Source organism: Microbacterium sp. NPDC089190 (assembly GCF_040701795.1).
Taxonomy (GTDB): Bacteria; Actinomycetota; Actinomycetes; order Actinomycetales; family Microbacteriaceae; genus Microbacterium; species Microbacterium galbum.
Window position 1 is genome coordinate 371,122 of sequence record NZ_JBFBHF010000002.1, and the last position, 16,784, is coordinate 387,905.

Annotated in this window: 13 protein-coding genes and 1 other RNA gene; 3 read left to right on the plus strand and 11 right to left on the minus strand. The window is 70.4% G+C overall.

All coding sequences use genetic code 11. The features are described from left to right. Positions 1 to 35 precede the first annotated feature (35 nt). On the minus strand, positions 36 to 1,625 hold the full coding sequence (locus tag AB0230_RS07660; RefSeq protein WP_315994896.1) for a PTS transporter subunit EIIC: 1,590 nt from the start codon (positions 1,623 to 1,625) through the stop codon (positions 36 to 38). 31 nt (positions 1,626 to 1,656) lie between these two features. Then, entirely contained in the window at positions 1,657 to 2,106 is a 450-nt protein-coding gene (locus AB0230_RS07665) for a PTS glucose transporter subunit IIA (protein WP_366374966.1), read from the minus strand. A 168-nt stretch (positions 2,107 to 2,274) separates the two neighbouring features. Between AB0230_RS07665 and AB0230_RS07670 the strand changes: the two genes are divergently transcribed. Then, a complete protein-coding gene (locus AB0230_RS07670; RefSeq protein WP_366374968.1) occupies positions 2,275 to 3,021 on the plus strand; it encodes a GntR family transcriptional regulator in 747 nt (248 codons plus the stop codon). Between the two features lie 7 nt (positions 3,022 to 3,028). On the opposite strand, the gene AB0230_RS07675 is transcribed toward AB0230_RS07670, so the two are convergent. Both AB0230_RS07675 and pta read right to left on the minus strand, forming a co-directional pair. Next, positions 3,029 to 4,261: an acetate kinase gene (locus AB0230_RS07675; protein ID WP_366374970.1), complete on the minus strand. Its 1,233-nt coding sequence runs from the start codon at positions 4,259 to 4,261 to the stop codon at positions 3,029 to 3,031. Further along, the gene (pta, locus tag AB0230_RS07680) at positions 4,258 to 6,396 is read right to left on the minus strand and encodes a phosphate acetyltransferase (RefSeq protein WP_315994900.1); all 2,139 of its coding nucleotides are present in this window, start codon (positions 6,394 to 6,396) and stop codon (positions 4,258 to 4,260) included. The genes AB0230_RS07675 and pta overlap by 4 nt, the downstream gene beginning before the upstream one ends. A gap of 92 nt (positions 6,397 to 6,488) precedes the next feature. Between pta and AB0230_RS07685 the strand changes: the two genes are divergently transcribed. After that, positions 6,489 to 7,160, plus strand: coding sequence for an NUDIX domain-containing protein (locus AB0230_RS07685; protein WP_366374972.1), 672 nt, complete (start codon positions 6,489 to 6,491; stop codon positions 7,158 to 7,160). 138 nt (positions 7,161 to 7,298) lie between these two features. Then, entirely contained in the window at positions 7,299 to 7,940 is a 642-nt protein-coding gene (locus AB0230_RS07690; protein ID WP_363578428.1) for a DedA family protein, read from the plus strand. 33 nt (positions 7,941 to 7,973) lie between these two features. Here the strand turns inward: AB0230_RS07690 and ffs are convergent. From ffs to AB0230_RS07725, 7 genes are all read right to left on the minus strand, one after another. Beyond that, an RNA gene (ffs, locus tag AB0230_RS07695) (signal recognition particle sRNA small type) lies at positions 7,974 to 8,070 on the minus strand. A 104-nt stretch (positions 8,071 to 8,174) separates the two neighbouring features. Beyond that, positions 8,175 to 11,201, minus strand: coding sequence for a glycoside hydrolase family 38 C-terminal domain-containing protein (locus AB0230_RS07700; RefSeq protein WP_366374974.1), 3,027 nt, complete (start codon positions 11,199 to 11,201; stop codon positions 8,175 to 8,177). Positions 11,202 to 11,230: 29 nt separating this feature from the next. After that, complete coding sequence (locus AB0230_RS07705) at positions 11,231 to 12,013, minus strand: carbohydrate ABC transporter permease (protein WP_315995269.1); 783 nt, start codon at positions 12,011 to 12,013, stop codon at positions 11,231 to 11,233. 128 nt (positions 12,014 to 12,141) lie between these two features. Then, positions 12,142 to 13,074, minus strand: coding sequence for a sugar ABC transporter permease (locus AB0230_RS07710; RefSeq protein WP_366374976.1), 933 nt, complete (start codon positions 13,072 to 13,074; stop codon positions 12,142 to 12,144). 2 nt (positions 13,075 to 13,076) lie between these two features. Then, complete coding sequence (locus AB0230_RS07715; protein WP_363390077.1) at positions 13,077 to 14,435, minus strand: extracellular solute-binding protein; 1,359 nt, start codon at positions 14,433 to 14,435, stop codon at positions 13,077 to 13,079. A gap of 136 nt (positions 14,436 to 14,571) precedes the next feature. Next, positions 14,572 to 15,768: an ROK family protein gene (locus AB0230_RS07720; protein WP_366374978.1), complete on the minus strand. Its 1,197-nt coding sequence runs from the start codon at positions 15,766 to 15,768 to the stop codon at positions 14,572 to 14,574. A 60-nt stretch (positions 15,769 to 15,828) separates the two neighbouring features. Continuing rightward, positions 15,829 to 16,761, minus strand: a complete 933-nt coding sequence (locus AB0230_RS07725; protein WP_366374980.1) for an ROK family protein — start codon at positions 16,759 to 16,761, stop codon at positions 15,829 to 15,831. Between the last annotated feature and the right edge of the window lie 23 nt (positions 16,762 to 16,784).

The following is a 16,784-nucleotide window of genomic DNA, read 5'->3' on the forward strand; positions in this document are numbered from 1 at the left end:
CGCTCGGGCGCCGAGGGCGCGGCATCCGTTCGTCATCACAGCACCTCGAGGATGTCGTTCTTGAGCATCTCGGCGCGGGGGCCGAAGACGGCCTGCACGTTGTCGCCGACCTCGAGCACCCCGGCGGCGCCGAGCTGCTTCAGTCGTGCGTGGTCGACGAGTGTGCGGTCGGCGACCTCCATGCGCAGGCGTGTGATGCAGGCGTCGACGTGCTTGAGGTTGGCGCGGCCTCCGAAGGCGTCGATGAGCTGCTCGGCGGTGGACCCGGTGGGAGCCGGGGCGGGCGCAGCGGCTGCGGCAGTGTCGGTGGCGGTGGCGACGGCCGGCGCGGACGGGGCGATCGGCGTTCCGGCGGCGGGGTCGGCGTCGGCGTCGACCGCGGGGGCGTCGCTCGTCGGGGCGGACAGGTCTTCGCGGCCCGGGGTGCGCAGGTTCCACTTCTTGATGACGAGGCGGAACAGGAGGTAGTAGACGCCGAAGTAGATCACGCCCATCACCACCAACAGCCAGATGTTGTTCGCCGCCGGCGCCGTGCCGTACAGGAGCAGGTCGAACAGTCCCGCGGAGAACGAGAAACCGAGGTGGATGTCGAGCAGGTAGGCGACGGCGAGCGAGATGCCGGTGAGCACCGCGTGCACCACGTAGAGCGGGAACGCGACGAACATGAACGCGAACTCGAGCGGTTCGGTGATCCCGGTCAGGAACGCCGTGAGGCCGGCGGCGCCCAGGATGCCGATCGCGGCCTTGCGCTGCGCGGGATTGGCCAGGTGGATCATGGCGAGCGCGGCGGCGGGGAGACCGAACATCAGGACAGGGTAGAAGCCCGAGGTCAACGCACCCGCGGTGGGATCGCCCGCGGCGAAGCGGGTGAGCTCACCGGTGACGACGCTGCCGTCGCCCTTCGTGTACGAGCCCTGCAGGAACCACACGTAGGAGTTGAGGATGTGGTGCAGCCCCACGGGGATGAGCATGCGGTTGGCGAATCCGTAGACGAAGGCGCCGATCGCGCCCGTGCCGCCGATGAAGGCCCCGAGGCCCGTCAGGCCGGTGTCGAAGATCGGATAGAAGTAGCTGAGCCCGAACCCGACGACGAGGCTCGCGAGCGAGACGACGATGGGAACGAACCGGCGCCCACCGAAGAATCCCAGGTAGGACGGCAGTTGAATGGTGTGGTACCGGTCGAACAGCCACGCCGTGAGCAGGCCGATGACGATGCCGCCGAACACGCTGTAGTTGATCTGCACCTGATCGCCCGCGGCCGTCGTCTGCCCGGCGAGCACCACCGGCGACATCGCCTTGAACACGTTCGCGAGCACGAGGTATCCGACGACGGCCGCGAGCGCCGTCGATCCGTCGGCCTTCTTCGCGAAGCCGATCGCGACACCGACCGCGAACAGCAGCGCGAGGTTGTCGAACAGCGCACCGCCGGCCGCGCTCATGGCCTGGAAGAAGGGGCCGATGACCGGCAGGTCGATCTGGCCCAGCAGGTCGGGCTGACCGAGACGGAGCAGGATGCCGGCGGCCGGCAGCACCGCGATGGGCAGCATGAGGCTCTTGCCCAGGCGCTGCATCTGCGCGAAGCCCGGGATTCCACGGCGGCGCGCGGTGGGGACGGTGGTGGCCATGACGGTTCTCTCTCGACGGTGACGGAACGGATCAGACGGACAGAAGGGGGGTACCGGGGGTGATCTCGGCGCCCTCGGCGGCGTGCAGGGACACGTCGTCGGCGGAGCGCTCGAGGACGACCACGGGGACGACGCTGGCGAGGCCCGCCGCGCGGATCGCCGGCACGTCGTAGGCGATGACCGGGGTGCCCGCCGCAACCCGATCGCCCTTGGCGGCATAGGCCGTGAAGCCCTCGCCCTTGAGCTGGACCGTGTCGAGCCCGAGGTGCACGAGCACGCCCACCCCCTCGTCGGTCACGACGACGAACGCGTGCGGGAAGACCTGCAGCAGCGTGCCCTCGACCGGCGAGACGACGTCGACGATCTCGAGAGGCGGCTCGACCGCGACGCCCGGACCCATCGCCCCCTGGGCGAACAGCTGATCGGGTACGTCGGCGAGCGGCAGGACGACTCCGACGAGCGGGGACAGGATGACGGTCACGGGGACTCCTCGGGGGCGGCGGTTCGACGGTACGCACCAGCGACCGTCGCTTAGGTTGGGGAAGATCAGATCGTCTTCGCCCGCGCCGACCACGTGGCTCGTACTGGTACGTACCAGTGAAGCTACTGGTCGCCGTCGGGCGTGTCAACACCGAAAGTCGACGCCGTCATGCCCCGTCTCCGCGATGCCGACACCCCGCCCGCCGTCACCGCCGGCCCCATTCCCAAGCACGCCCAGTTGCGCGCGATCCTGCTGTCGGACATCGGCAGCACGTGGCCGGCCCACGCGGCCATCCCGTCGGAACGCGAGCTGTCGACCCGCCACGGGGTGAGCAGGGCGACCGTGCGCGAGGCGCTGCGGCAACTGATCGACGAGCAGAAGCTGTACACGGTGCAGGGGAAGGGCACCTTCGTCGCCGGCGAGCGCGTGCAGTCCCAACTGCACCTCGCGTCGTTCACGGAGGACATGCGTCGACGGGGCATGGTCGCCACGACCCTCGTCCGCCGCGCCGAGAGGGCGATTCCGCCCCTCGACGTGCGCGCAGCCCTCGGCCTCGATGAGGACGAAGAAGCCTGGTCGATCGAGCGTCTGCGCCTGGCCAACGGCATCCCGATGGCCCTCGAGACCGGCTGGTACTCACCGCGTCTCGCCGACGACCTCGGCGAGCAGGACCTCGGCACGTCGATCTACGGCCTGTTGGCCGAGAGGTACGGCGTCCGCATCGACGCCGCCGAGCAGACGGTGTGGACGGAAGCGGTCGAGGATGACGTCGCGACGGCGCTCGCGGTGCCTCCCGGGTCGCCGGTCCTGGTGTTCCGGCGCACGTCGCGCTCCGGCGGTCGCGCCGTCGAGCACGTCACGTCGTGGTACCGCGGGGATCGCTACCAGGTGCACATGGCGCTGGCCGGAGGCTGAGTCGACCTCAGGCCGTGACCGACAGCGTCTGCCGGGCGATCTCGAGCTCCTCGTCGGTCGGTACGACGAGCACCTCGACGAGCGAGGCATCGGTGGAGATGCGACGGATGCCGCGCTCGCGCGCCGCGTTGCGCGCGGGGTCGATCTCGACGCCGGCGAAACCGAGGGTGGCCATCGCCTCCGCGCGGACCGCGGGGGCGTTCTCCCCCACCCCCGCCGTGAACGAGATGACATCGACCCCGCCGAGCTGGGCGAGGTAGGCCCCTGCGTAGGCGCGCAGGCGGTGGATGTAGACGTCGAAGGCGAGCCGCGCCGCCGGGTCGCCGGCATCCCGTCGCTGCTGGATGTCGCGCATGTCGGAGACGCCGGCGATGCCGAGAAGGCCGGACCGCTTGTTCAGCAGCGTGTCGAGATCGGCAATGGACATCTCGGCGCGACGGGCGAGCTGGAGGAGCACGGCCGGGTCGAGATCGCCCGAGCGCGTTCCCATGACGAGACCCTCGAGGGGGGTGAGCCCCATCGAGGTGTCGACCGAGCGGCCACCCTCGATCGCGGCCACGGACGCACCGTTGCCGAGGTGGAAGACGATCTGCTTCAGCTCACCGAGGGGGCGCCCGACGAAGGCGGCGGCGGCCTCGCTGACGAACTTGTGGCTCGTGCCGTGGAAGCCGTAGCGACGGATGCGGTGCGCCTCGGCGACCTCGCGATCGATGGCGTAGGTGTACGCCTCGGGAGCGAGGGACTGATGGAACGCGGTGTCGAAGACCGCGACGTGCGGCACGGTCGGAAACGCCTTCTTGGCGGCGACGATGCCGGCGAGGTTCGCGGGGTTGTGGAGCGGCGCGAGCACCGACAGCTCGTCGATGTTGATCTCGACGAGGGGGGTGACCACGGTCGGCGCGAAGAACCGCGCGCCGCCGTGGACGACGCGATGGCCGACCGCGACCGGCGGGTGCTCGTCGAGCGAGGGTCCGTGCGCGGCGAAGGCCTCGAGCATGACGGCGAAGCCGGCGGTGTGGTCGGGGATCTCGCGCTCGATGGTCGAGGTCGCGTCGGTGACCGTGGGCGCCGGGCCCTCGGGCGAGGCGAGGGCCGCCGCCTTCACCGTGTGCCGCGCGACCCCGGTCGACTCCCCGATGCGCTCGACGAGGCCGCTCGCCAGGACTTCTTCGCGCGCCATGTCGAGCAGCTGGTACTTGAACGACGACGATCCGCTGTTGACGACGAGCACGACGCTCATTCGGGGCTCCCCTGGGCCTGGATCGCGGTGATCGCGATGGTATTGACGATGTCGTCGACGAGCGCTCCGCGCGACAGGTCGTTGATGGGCTTGTTCAGCCCCTGCAGGACCGGTCCGATCGCGACGGCGCCGGCCGAACGCTGCACCGCCTTGTAGGTGTTGTTGCCCGTGTTGAGGTCGGGGAAGACGAACACCGTGGCGCGTCCGGCGACCTCCGATCCCGGCATTTTGGCGCGTGCCACGGCCGCGTCGGCGGCGGCGTCGTATTGGATGGGTCCCTCGACGAGGAGCTCCGGAGCGCGCTCGCGCACCAGGGCGGTCGCCGCGCGCACCTTCTCGACGTCGGCACCGGTGCCGGACTCCCCCGTCGAGTACGACAGCATCGCCACGCGCGGGGCGATGCCGAACTGCTCGGCCGTGGCCGCCGACGACACGGCGATGTCGGCGAGCTGCTCACTGGTCGGATCGGGGATGACGGCGCAGTCGCCGTACACGAGCACGCGATCGGCGAGCGCCATGAGGAACACGCTCGACACCACCGAGACGCCCGGGGCGGTCTTGATGATCTCGAACGCCGGACGGATGGTGTGCGCCGTCGTGTGCGCAGCACCCGAGACCATGCCGTCGGCCAGGCCCAGGTGCACCATCAGGGTGCCGAAGTACGACACGTCGGTCACGGTGTCGGCGGCCTGCGCGTAGGTGACGCCCTTGTGCGCCCGGAGCCGGGCGTACTCGGTGGCGAACTTGTCGACGTGCACGGCGTCGAAGGGGCTGAGCACCTCGGCATCGCGGATGTCGATACCCAGCTCGATCGCGCGCCCGCGCACCTCGATCGGCTCGCCGAGGATCGTCAGGTCGGCGATGCCGCGCGAGAGGACGGTGGCCGCCGCCCGCAGGACGCGGTCGTCGGTGCCCTCGGGCAGCACGATGCGGCGCTTGTCGGCGCGGGCCCGGTCGACGAGGCCGTACTCGAACATGAGCGGGGTGACGACGCTCGGGCGGGCGACGCCGAGCTCGCGCGTGAGCAGCTCGGTGTCGACGTGGCGCTCGAACAGTGCGAGTGCGGTGTCGTAGCGGTGCTGGGAGTCGGCGGCCAGGCGACCGCGCGTGTTCATGATGCGCACGGCGGTGTCGTACGTGCCGAGGTCGGTGGCGATGATCGGCAGCGGCGAGCCGAGGCCGTCGATGAGTCGCACGATCGAGTCGGGCAACTCGAACCCGCCGTTGAGCACGATGCCCGCCAGCGACGGGAAAGTGCCCGACGCGTTGGCGAGCAGCGCCGCGAGCAGCACCTCGGTGCGGTCGGCCGGGATCACCACGACCGCGGACTCCTTCAGTCGCGGCAGCACGTTGACCATCGACATGCCCGCCACGACCACGCCCAGCACCTCGCGCGTGAGCAGCGCCGGGTCGCCCTTGATGAGCTCGCCCTCGACCGAGCGCAGGACGCCGCGGACCGACGGCGCGATGAGGAAGCGGTCTTCCGGAAGCGCCCACACGGGAACGGTGCGGTCCTCTCCGGCGACCGGAGCGGCGTCGACGACCTGGCGAACGGATGCCACGATCTCGTCGAGGTGGTCGGCATCGGCGCGGTTGGCGATCACGGCGAAGAGCGCCGCACGCTCGTGCTGCAGCTCTGAGATGGCGAGGGAGGCGATCTGACCGACCTCCTGCGGGGTGCGCGCGACCGACAGACCGAGGGTCTCGCTGTGCCCCTGCTGCGCGCGGCCACCGAGAACGAGAAGCACCGGGGCACCGAGGTTGGCGGCGATGCGCGCGTTGTAGGCGAGCTCGGCGGGGCTGCCGACGTCGGTGTAGTCGCTGCCGATGATGACCACGGCGTCGCACTGCGCCTCGACCGCCTTGTAGCGCTCGACGATGCGCGCCAGCGCCGCATCGGCGTCGTCGCGCACGTCGTCGTAGGTGACGCCGACGCAGTCGTCGTACGCCAGGTCGACGCTGTCATGGTCGAGCAGCATCTCGAGCACGTAGTCGCGTTCGGCCGTCGAGCGCGCGATGGGGCGGAACACCCCCGCGCGCGGCGTGACGCGGCTGAGGGCGTCGAGGACGCCCAGAGCCACGGAGGATTTGCCCGAATGACCTTCGGCCGACGTGATGTAGATGCTCTGCGTCACGCGTCCAGCCTAGAGCGGGCCCCCGACACCGCTTCGGGGTTGCTTCGGCGTCGAGTCATCAGGACGACCCGGCAGCACTATCGTTCCGAATCATGAACGATGCGCGTCCCGGCACCACCGTCCCCGACCACCGCGGTCGCACCGGCCTGCACCTGACCGGTCTCGGCCTCGACCGCAACCCGCGCGTGGCCGTCGAAGACGTCGAGCTGCTCGCTGCGGGCTGGCACGTGCTGCGCGCGACCACGTTCCGCTACCGCGGCGACGACGGCACCTGGAGCACGCAGACGCGCGAGACCTACGATCGCGGCAACGGCGCGACGGTCCTGCTCTACGACCCGGCCCGGCGGACCGTGCTGCTCACCCGGCAGTTCCGCTACCCCGTGTACGTCAACGACCACCCCGACGGCATGCTGATCGAGACCGCGGCGGGGCTGCTCGACGACGATGACCCGGTGACCGCGATCCGCCGGGAAGCTGAGGAGGAGACCGGGGTGCGGGTCGACGAGGTCGAGCCGGTCTTCGAGGTGTACATGAGCCCCGGATCGGTCACCGAGCGTCTGCACTTCTTCTCCGCCGCTTACGACGGCTCCGCGCGCCACGGCGATCGCGGGGGCCTCGCCGAAGAGGACGAGGAGATCGAGATCCTCGAGTACGACATCGACGACGCCCTGTCGATGATCCGCGACGGGTCGATCCAGGATGCCAAGACGATCATGCTCCTGCAGTGGGCGGTGCTGGACGGGCCGTTCTCCCCCGGCCGCTGACGCGCCGGTGCGATCACGGTCGCGGGGCGCCGTCAATCTTGGCGAAATCTGGGAGGACCGGTTCTCCCGTCGACTGCGTCGGCGCTCCCGCTCCGGCACGGGCGGCCCGTTCCGCCCCGGACCGGAGGATCACGCCGCATGCTCACCGCCCTGAATCCCTTCGACGCGGCATCCGTGCTGCAGGCCTTCGGGCCCTTCGTCCTCGCCGGGATCGCCCTCCTCGTCTTCATCGAGTCGGGGGTGCTCTTCCCCTTCCTTCCGGGCGATTCCCTGCTGGTGACGGCGGCGATCCTCAGCGACCCTCTCGGCATCGCTCCGTGGCAGGTGGCTGTCGTCGCGTCGCTCGCCGCACTCGCGGGTGATCAGGTCGGATTCTGGCTCGGCCGACGCTTCGGCCGGCGACTGTTCCGCGACGACGCGCGCCTGCTCACGACGGCACGTCTGGCCGAAGCCGAGGCCTTCTTCGCGCGCTGGGGCGGCCTCTCGCTCGTGGTCGGCCGGTTCGTCCCCATCGTGCGCACCTACGTGCCCCTCGTCGCGGGCGCTGCCGACATGCCCTATCGCCGGTTCCTGCTGTGGAACGCCGTCGGCGCCATCGGCTGGTCGTGCGCGATGACCCTGGTGGGGGTGCTGCTGGGCGGCATCCCGTTCATCGCCCACAACATCGACGTGCTCGTCATCGTGATCGTCGCGGTGTCGGTCCTGCCCGTGGTCATCGCGGCGGTGCGGCGACGTCGAGCGGGCGGCGGGACCGGGCGGTCGGTGGAGGGCCGCCGCTGAACCGTCGGAGAGTGACCACCCGTTTCCGGGCAAAGAAAAGACCCTCCGCGCACCCGGTAGAGCCTGGTTACCCTTGCTACGTTTCCGTCCTGGGGGAGTTGGCCTGGATGCCGCCACGCGGAGAGCCGAGTACAGCTTACCCGACCGGCGGGGCCGCTCTCGCCCGCGACCCCTCCCGCAGACGACGACGCGGCCGGGGTGCTTATCGCACCCCGGCCGCGTGTCGGTCGGATGTCAGCGCGACAACCGCACCGTGACGAGCTGGAACGGACGCAGCTCGAGATCCAAGACGCCGCCCTGCACAGTGGTCACCGCTGCGGCGTCCACGACACGCTCCAGCAGGTCGGTCTCGCTCACGCGGGCGACGTCGAAGCCGGCCTCGAGGCGCGCCTGCGTGCGCTCTCCCAGCGCTTCGTAGAGACGGACGACCACGTCGCCCGATCCGTCCTGGGCGAGCTTGACGGCCTCGACGACGACGCCGGGAGCATCGATCGCCACCAGGGGTGCCACGGAGTCCTCCCCGGCATCGGTCACCACCCGCGCGGGCAGGTTGGTGCGGTAGCCCTCGGCGACGGCGTCGAGCACGTCGGCCCCCACGACGATGCCCACCTCGAGGTGGTGCGCGCCCTGGTCCTGCCCCGGGTCGGGGAACATCGCCGACCGGATGATCGACAGGCGCACGAGCGAGAAGGTCCCCCCGCCGTCGCGCTCGTGGCGGGTGATGTCGTGGCCGTAGGTGGAGTCGTTGGTCACGGCGACGCCGAAGTCGGGCTCCGCGACCCGCACCCAGCGGTGCGCGGCGGTCTCGAAACGTGCCGAGTCCCACGACGTGTTCGTGTGGGTCGGGCGCACGATGTGTCCGAACTGGATCTCGGATGCCGCCCGGTCGGTGTGCACGTCGACGGGGACGCCCAGCTTGAGCAGCTTCTGCTGCTCGTGCCAGTCGACGTCGAGCGACAGCCGCACGGTGCGCGCGCCCGCGGCGAGCGCGACGCGCGTGACGATCGTGGACTCGCCGATCGAGCGCTCCACGACGACCGCGTCTCCGTCGACACGCACGGCATCCGCGGTGTCGAGGGGTGTCGCGTGCCGGCGGTAGGTCTCGTCGATGTCCCACGCGTCCCACTGGGTGGGGGTGTCGCGGAAGACCTCGAACAGCCCCGCCACCTGGCCCGCCGGCACGACCTCGCGCCCCGACACCACGTCGACGAGCGAGATGAGAAGTCCTCGGGCGTCGATCACCGCGTGGACGATGCCGTTGTCGAGCACGAAGCCCGAGCCCTCGGCGCGCGGGGTGACGTCGCGCGCACCCGGTGCGGCGGCGATGCCCAGCGCCGGCGCACCGGCGCGGGCGTGCGGCGCGGCGTTGACCAGCAGCGTGCGGTCGCCCTCGCCGACGAGCGCGCGGAGGCTGTCGGCGATGATCTGCTCGAGCTCGGTGGCGATCGCTTCGTAGTTGCGCTCGGCATCCCGGTGCACCCACGCGATCGAGGTGCCGGGGAGGATGTCGTGGAACTGCTGCAGCAGCACCAGGCGCCACAGGCGCTGGAACGCGTCGGCCGGGTAGGCGGCGCCCGTCCGCACGGTCGCGGTGGCCGCCCACAGCTCCGCCTCGCGCAGCAGGTGCTCGCTGCGACGGTTGCCCTGCTTCGTGCGCAGCTGGCTGGTGTAGGTGCCCCGGTGGAACTCGAGGTACAGCTCCCCCGCCCACACGGCCGGGTCGGCGTACTCCGCCTCGGCGGTCTCGAAGAACTCCCGCGGCGTGGAGTGCTTCACGACCGGCGCGCCCTCGAGGGAGTGCGTGCGGGCGATGGTCGCGGTCATCTCACGCGTGGGCCCGCCGCCGCCGTCGCCGAAGCCGTACGGCAGGAGCGAGGTGCGGGCCCGGCCCTTGTCGGCGAAGTTGCGCTCGGCGTGGGCGAGGTCGGCCGCGGTGACCTCGGAGTTGTACTTGTCGACCGGCGGGAAGTGCGTGAAGATGCGCGATCCGTCGATGCCCTCCCAGCGGAAGGTGTGGTGCGGGATGCGATTGGTCTCGTTCCACGAGATCTTCTGCGTCAGGAACCACCGGGCGCCGGCGGCCTTCATGATCTGCGGCAGCGCGCCGCTGTAGCCGAACGAGTCGGGCAGCCACACCTCTTCGGTGTCGATGCCGAACTCCTCGAGGAAGAACGACTTGCCCTCCACGAACTGGCGGACCATGGCCTCGCCGCCGACCATGTTCGTGTCGGATTCGACCCACATGCCACCCACCGGGACGAAGCGTCCCTCGGCGACGCGCGCCTTCAGCCGCTCCCAGAGCGCCGGGTAGTGCTCCTTCATCCACGCGAACTGCTGCGCCGATGACGACGCGAAGACGAACTCGGGGTCTTCGTCCATGAGCGACAGCACGTTGCTGAACGTGCGCGAGACCTTGCGCGCGGTCTCTCGCACCGGCCACAGCCACGCCGAGTCGATGTGGGCATGACCGACCGCGTGCAGCACGTGGGCACTGGATGCCGCGGGCGCGGCCATCAGCGGGGCGAGGACGTCGCGGCCGGCCTGTGCCGTCCCCGCGACGTCTTCGGGATCGACCGCGTCGATCGCGGCATCCATCGCCTCGACCAGGGTCGCGCGGCGCGCGGAGGTCGCGTCGAGCTCGGCGATGAGGCCGTGGAGCAGACGGAAGTCCTGCAGCAGGTTCCACACCGCGAGGTCGCGGAGGCCGATCGACATCTCGCGGAGCACATAGAGAGGAGCCTCGCCCGCGGTCGCGGGGTCGCCGACCGGGGTGGGCTCGAAGGTGAAGAGGCTGCCGACATCGGGATTGGATGCCGCCTCGACGAGCACGTCGACACGACCGTCGGCGTCGACCGCGGCCGGGCTGGCGTTGTTGAACGGCGAGACGCCCTTGATGGGCGCTCCCTCGCGGTTCCAGACGAGCGCCTCGCACTGGAAGCCGCTCTGACCGGCGGTGAAGCCGAGGTCGATGACGAGCTCGGCGACGGTGCCCTCGGGCAGGGCGCCCGCGGCGTCACGCCACGCAGCGGGGATCTCCCCCGACACGGCGAACCAGGTGGTCCCCCACGCGCGGCCCCACGGCGTCCCGATCGCGAACGGGCGGTAGGCGGCATCCCGCGCCTCGGCGAAGGTCACGGGCTCGCCCGGGGCCTCCCACGCCTGGATGTCGAGGGGCTGGCGGGCGCGGTAGACGGCGGGGGCGAGACGCTCCCGGGCGAAGCGTTCGATGCGCATCTCGATGAGCGCGGTGCGGTCGTGCATGGGATGTGTTCCTTGTCTGGGGGGACGGGTCAGCCCTTGACCGCGCCGGCGAGGGCCGACGGGCCGCCGAGTCCGCGCTGTACGAGCACGTACAGGCCGAGGACCGGGAGGGAGTAGACGATCGAATAGGCCGCGAGCTGGCCGTAGGCCACCGCTCCGAACGACCCGAAGAAGTTGAAGATGCTGACCGCGGCCGGCTGATAGTCGGGGCTGAGCAGCAGCACGAAGGGGACGAAGAAGTTCCCCCACGCCTGGATGAACGTGAAGATGAACACCACCGCGATACCGGGACGCATGAGCGGCAGGACGATCTGCACGAGTGTGCGCATCGATCCCGCGCCGTCCATCCACGCCGCGTGCTCGAGCTCGACGGGGACGCCGTCCATGAAGTTCTTCATCATCCAGATCGCGATCGGCAGGGCGCTCGCGGTGAGGAAGAGGATCGTGCCGCCGACGGAGTCGATGAGGTTCAGCTGGACGAACAGGCTGTAGACCGGCACCATGATCGCCGTGATCGGCAGACACGTTCCGAACAGCACCGCGTAGAGGAAGGGCTTTCCGACGCGCATCTTGTAGCGGGACAGCGGGTAGGCCGCGAGAGAGGCGAGCACCACGGTCGCGATCGCGGTGCCGCCCGCGAGCAGCACGCTGTTCCAGAGCGGGAGGAACAGCAGGTCGGGCTTCATCACCGCGGCGAAGTTGTCGAGGGTGATGACCTCGGGCATCTTGATCGCGAGGGTCGGCTGCGCGTCGAGGGACGCGGTGACCAGCCACACCAGCGGCACCACGAACAGGAAGCCGATGACGATCATGAGCGTGTTCGACAGCACGCTCAGCGCGCGCGTGCGCGGAGACGAGAGCGAGGCCTTCGTGCGCGTCGGGGAGGGCGCGGCCGACCGGGCGCGGCGGCCCGTGACCTCGGGGAGGGTGGTGGTGGCGCTCATGACGAGACCTCCTCGCGCAGGGCGCGGACGTAGAAGAACGAGAAGACGGCGCCGATGACGAGCATGATCGTGGCGATCGCGGTGCCGTAGCCGAGCTCGCCGAACTTCAGCCCCTGCTGGTACGCGAGGATCGGCAGCGTCGTGCTCTTGTTGCCGGGGCCGCCGCCGGTCATGACGAAGATGAGTGTGAACACCGACAGCGTCTGCAGGGTCACGATCATGGAGTTCGTGCCGATGGTGGAGCGGATCATCGGGATGGTGACGTGGATGAGGCGCTTGAAACCGCTGGCTCCGTCCATCTCCGCCGCCTCGGTGATCTCGGGCGGCACATCGGCCAGCGCGGCCGAGTAGACCATCATCGAGAAGGCCGTGCCGCGCCAGATGTTGGCGAAGATCACCATGAGCACCGGCAGGGTGAACAGCCAGCTGACGGGCTCGACGCCGAAGACGGCGAGGACGGCATTCAATGTTCCGTTGTCGCGGAAGAACGCGTATGCGGCGAACGCCGCGACGATTTCGGGGAGAACCCACGCGGTGACGACGATCGTGCCGACCACGGCCGTCACGATGCGGTTGCCGGAGCGCATCATCAGCGCCAGGGCCAGGCCCAGGACGTTCTGTCCGATCACGGCCGAGAAGAACACGAAGACGATCGTGTTGATCACCGCGACGGGGAAGTCGGGGGCCTTGAACAACTGGACGTAGTTGTCGAAGCCGACGAAGTCGCTCGCGACGGCCGTCGATCCCGACAGCGTCGCGTTCGTGAGCGAGCCCCACAGCGACACCACGATGGGGCCGAGCAGGAACACGGCCAGCAGCAGGGCTGCCGGCAGGAGAGGGAGCGCCCGGGCCGACGACCGGAGGCCGCGCGTCTTCACGCGCGACCCCCGGCCGGTTCCGGTCGCCCCGGGGGTAGCCAGGGCGGTCACGATCAGCCCTGCTGGGTGTTGTCTTCGCCCACGATGCCGATGACGGCCTGGTCGTAGGCGGCGGCCGCGTCGTCCACGCTCGACTGACCGGTCATGACGGCTTCCATCGCGACCTGGATCTGGTTCGAGATCTTGTCGTAGTCCTCGGTCGCCGGGCGGAAGTGGGTGGTGTCGACGAAGCTCGAGAAGGTCTCGAAGCTCGGGTTGGCGTCGAGGTACTCGCTGGACTGGGCGACGTCCGCGCGCACGGCGATCTGGCTGTTGTCGATGCCGTAGGCGGTGGCGTTGTCCTTATTCACGGCGGTGGAGAGGAAGTCCCACGCGGCGTCGGCGTTCTTGGTGTTCTTACCGATCGCGAGGGTCCATCCCCCCGACATGCTGGTGGTGCCGGGCGCCTGGCCGTCCTGCGTCGGCATGGCGGCGATGCCGAGGGCGTCGCTCCACTCGGGCCACGCGGCGGTGCCGCCGTCGACCCACGCGGCCGACTGCCACGAGCCGTCGAGAGCGATGGCGAGCTTCGACGAGGGCAGCCAGTCGGCGGTCACGCTGGTGAAGATGTTGGGGTCGAGCGCCTGCTGCAGCGACGGTCCGAGGCCGCCCTGGTAGACGTCGCTGACGAACTGCAGCGAGTCCTTGAAGCCCTGGCTGCCGACGACCCACTTCTTGCTGTCGGTGTCGTAGAGGGTGTCCTCGGTGCCGTACATGAGCATCTCGAGCCCCTGCATGGATGCCGCCTCGCCGGCGGTCTTGCCCGAGTAGACGTTGATCGGGATGACGTCGGGGTTGGAGGCCTTGACCTTCTCGGCGGCCGAGAGGATGTCGGCCCAGGTCTTGGGCTGCCACGGCACGGAGATGCCGGCGGCCTCGAAGAGGGCCTTGTTGTACCAGAGGCCGCGGGTGTCGGTGCCGAGCGAGACGCCGTAGGACTTTCCGTCGGGGCCGAGACCGGCCTGCTTCGCGCCCTCGGCGAACTGCGACCAGTCGTCCCACTTCGCGAGGTAGTCGTCGAGCGGCAGGAGGTAGCCGGCCGCGGCGTCGGACTGGATCTTGAACGTGTCTTCGTACTGCACGTCGGGAGCGGTGCTGGCCGACTTGTTCATCAGCGCGAGCTTCGTGTAGTAATCAGCGCCCTCGGCCTGGATCGGGACGAGCTCGACCGTCATGCCCTCGTGCGCGGCCTCGTACTGCTTCTTGGCGTTCTCCATCAGCGTCTGCATCTGGTTGAACGTCGCCGTGGTCTGGTACGCGACTCGGATCGTCTTCGAGTCCGCCGCGTCGCCGCTGCCACCGGAGCAGCCGGCCAGAGCCACGGTCAGGGCGGTGGCGGTCAGAAGACCGGTCGCCATCGTCAGTTTCTTCATGGAAGCTCCCTTGCTCGGGTGGAGACACCGCGTCGCCAGAACCTTTTATAAATCAAATGGACTAACTCGGCAAGTCAGGGCAGCCGCAGCGAGGTAACGATCGCGACACGCCCCGCTATGAACGGTCCGGGCCGCGTCAGAGCGCGATCATCATGCGCGCCGGTCGGGCCGCGAACGCGCCGTCCAGCATCAAGCACGCGGCTCCCACGGCCGCCACATCGAGCCCGACCACCGAACGCCGCACGATGATCGGCAGCGTCGCCGTCGACGCGGGATCCGAGGCGACATGCTCCGCGACGATGTCGGCGAGCACCCCGGAAAGGCGTTCCCACGCGGGACCGCCGAGCACGACCTCGTCGACGTCGAGGAGATTGTTGGTCACCACGAGAGCCCGCGCGATCCGCTCCCCCGCCCGCCGCAGCACTCCCGCGGCCGCGTGCCGGGGATCCGCCGCATCGCGCACGAGACGGTCGAGGCCCGAGCGCGGGTCGGCGTCGATGTACCCGGCCTCGGCGATGAGCACGCGCGGTTCGATCGACACCCCCAGGCATCCTCGCGACCCGCACGCGCACAGAGGTCCGTTCGCATCCACGACCACGTGCGCGATGCCCCCGGCGTTGCCGGTCCGCCCGCGCACCGGAGCGCCCGCCACCGCGAGCCCCATGCCGACGCCGGCGCCGTAGTACAGGAACATCGCGTCGCTGAGCACGTCGGAGCGGTCGAACCACATCTCGCCGACCATCGCCGCGGTGACGTCCTTCTCCACGATGACGGGCAGCCCCGTCGCCGCACCGAGGTCTTCGCGCACGTTCACGTTGTGCCACTGCGGCAGCAGCGGCGGATCGAGAAGGCGTCCGCCACGGGCGTCGAACGGCCCGGGGGCGGCGACGCCCACCCCGAGAACGAGCTCGCGCGGCACCCCCGCACGCTCGACGATCGCGTCGACGGCCGCGCCCACGGCCGCCACCAGGGCTTCGGGAGCGACCTCGCGGAGCGCGGGGATCTCGTCGTGCGCGATGACCTCCCCCGCCATGTCGACCACGACGATCGTGTCGACGACGGGGTCGAGGTGCACCCCCACGGCGAACCGCGAGCGCGGCTCGAGCTTGAGCAGCGTCCGCGGCTTGCCGGGGCCGGAGATGACCTTGCCCGCCTCGATGATGAGACCGTCATCGGCGAGACGGCGGGTGACGTTGCTGAGCGTCTGCGCGCTCAGACCGGTGCGCGCCGAGAGCTCGACACGACTCAACCCCTCCGGCGAGCGACGGATGAGGTCGAGCACCAGCGTCTGGTTGTACTCGCCGACGGCGGGCAGATTGGAACCCGTACGCATGTTCCCCGCCCTCACTCGTCGGCCCGCGGCGCGGTCCTCGGTCTCAGGGTAGACCCGGCCTCAGGACTGCAGCGCGAGCGCTGCCGCCCCCAGGAGGGGGCCGTCGCCGTCGAGACCCGAGCCGACGATGCGGCACCGGCGCGCGTAGGCGTGCAGCGCCGCCGCCTCGGCGGCCGCGCGCACCTGGTGGACGTAGTCGGGGGCCACCTGCGAGAAGCCGCCCGCGATGGCCACGGCCTCGAGATCGCACAGTGTCGCCGCCGCTGCGATCGCCTGCCCGACGGCGATGGCCGAGCGGCTGACGGCGGCGATGGCGATCGCGTCCCCGGCCGCGTGGGCGGCGGCGAGGTCGAGCCCCGTCTCACCCTCCCACCCGTGCGCCTGCGCCCAGGCGACGGTCCCGGGGCCGGCCGCGACGGCCTCGAGGGTGGATGCCACGACCTCGTCGCCCTCGATGGTGCGCACGAACGTCTGGCCCAGGTGACCCGCGTTGCCGCTGGCGCCCGGAACGGGCCGACCGCCCAGGATGAGTCCGCCGCCCACGCCGGTGGACACCACGATCGCCATCGCGTCGTCGCAACCCACGAGCGCTCCGCGCCAGTGCTCGGCGAGAGCGATGCAGGTGCCGTCGAGGGCGAGGCGGATCGGGCCGTCCACGAGCCCCCCGAGCACCTCGTCGATCGGGAGACCGGCGGCGAGGGGCAGGTTCAGGGGCGAGACCGAGCGGGAGGGCAGGTCGACGGGGCCGGCACTGCCCACACCGATCGCGCCGACGCGGGCGCCGTCGACGGCGGCGAGCGCCGCGGTGGCGGCCTCGCGGATGTTGCGGGCGATCTCGTCGCGGTCCGCGGCCCTCCCGGTCGGACGCCGGGTCACGCTCGCCCGCTCGACCTCGCCGGCGAGCGAGACGAGGGCGGCATCCACCTTCGTCCCGCCGATGTCGACGGCGAGCACGTGCGTGACGGCGGGCAGGGACGGGGTGGTGTGCGACATGCGCGGGCTCCTCGGGTGGACCA

Coding starts and splice junctions, on each gene's coding strand:
- AB0230_RS07720 (WP_366374978.1), bottom strand. CDS start 15,768: ATGCGTACGGGTTCCAATCTGCCCGCCGTCGGCGAGTACAACCAGACG.
- AB0230_RS07660 (WP_315994896.1), bottom strand. CDS start 1,625: ATGGCCACCACCGTCCCCACCGCGCGCCGCCGTGGAATCCCGGGCTTC.
- AB0230_RS07675 (WP_366374970.1), bottom strand. CDS start 4,261: ATGAGCGTCGTGCTCGTCGTCAACAGCGGATCGTCGTCGTTCAAGTAC.
- AB0230_RS07700 (WP_366374974.1), bottom strand. CDS start 11,201: ATGCACGACCGCACCGCGCTCATCGAGATGCGCATCGAACGCTTCGCC.
- AB0230_RS07685 (WP_366374972.1), top strand. CDS start 6,489: ATGAACGATGCGCGTCCCGGCACCACCGTCCCCGACCACCGCGGTCGC.
- AB0230_RS07670 (WP_366374968.1), top strand. CDS start 2,275: ATGCCCCGTCTCCGCGATGCCGACACCCCGCCCGCCGTCACCGCCGGC.
- AB0230_RS07705 (WP_315995269.1), bottom strand. CDS start 12,013: ATGATCGTCATCGGCTTCCTGTTCGTGGTGCCGCTGGTGTGGCTGGTC.
- AB0230_RS07690 (WP_363578428.1), top strand. CDS start 7,299: ATGCTCACCGCCCTGAATCCCTTCGACGCGGCATCCGTGCTGCAGGCC.
- AB0230_RS07715 (WP_363390077.1), bottom strand. CDS start 14,435: ATGAAGAAACTGACGATGGCGACCGGTCTTCTGACCGCCACCGCCCTG.
- AB0230_RS07725 (WP_366374980.1), bottom strand. CDS start 16,761: ATGTCGCACACCACCCCGTCCCTGCCCGCCGTCACGCACGTGCTCGCC.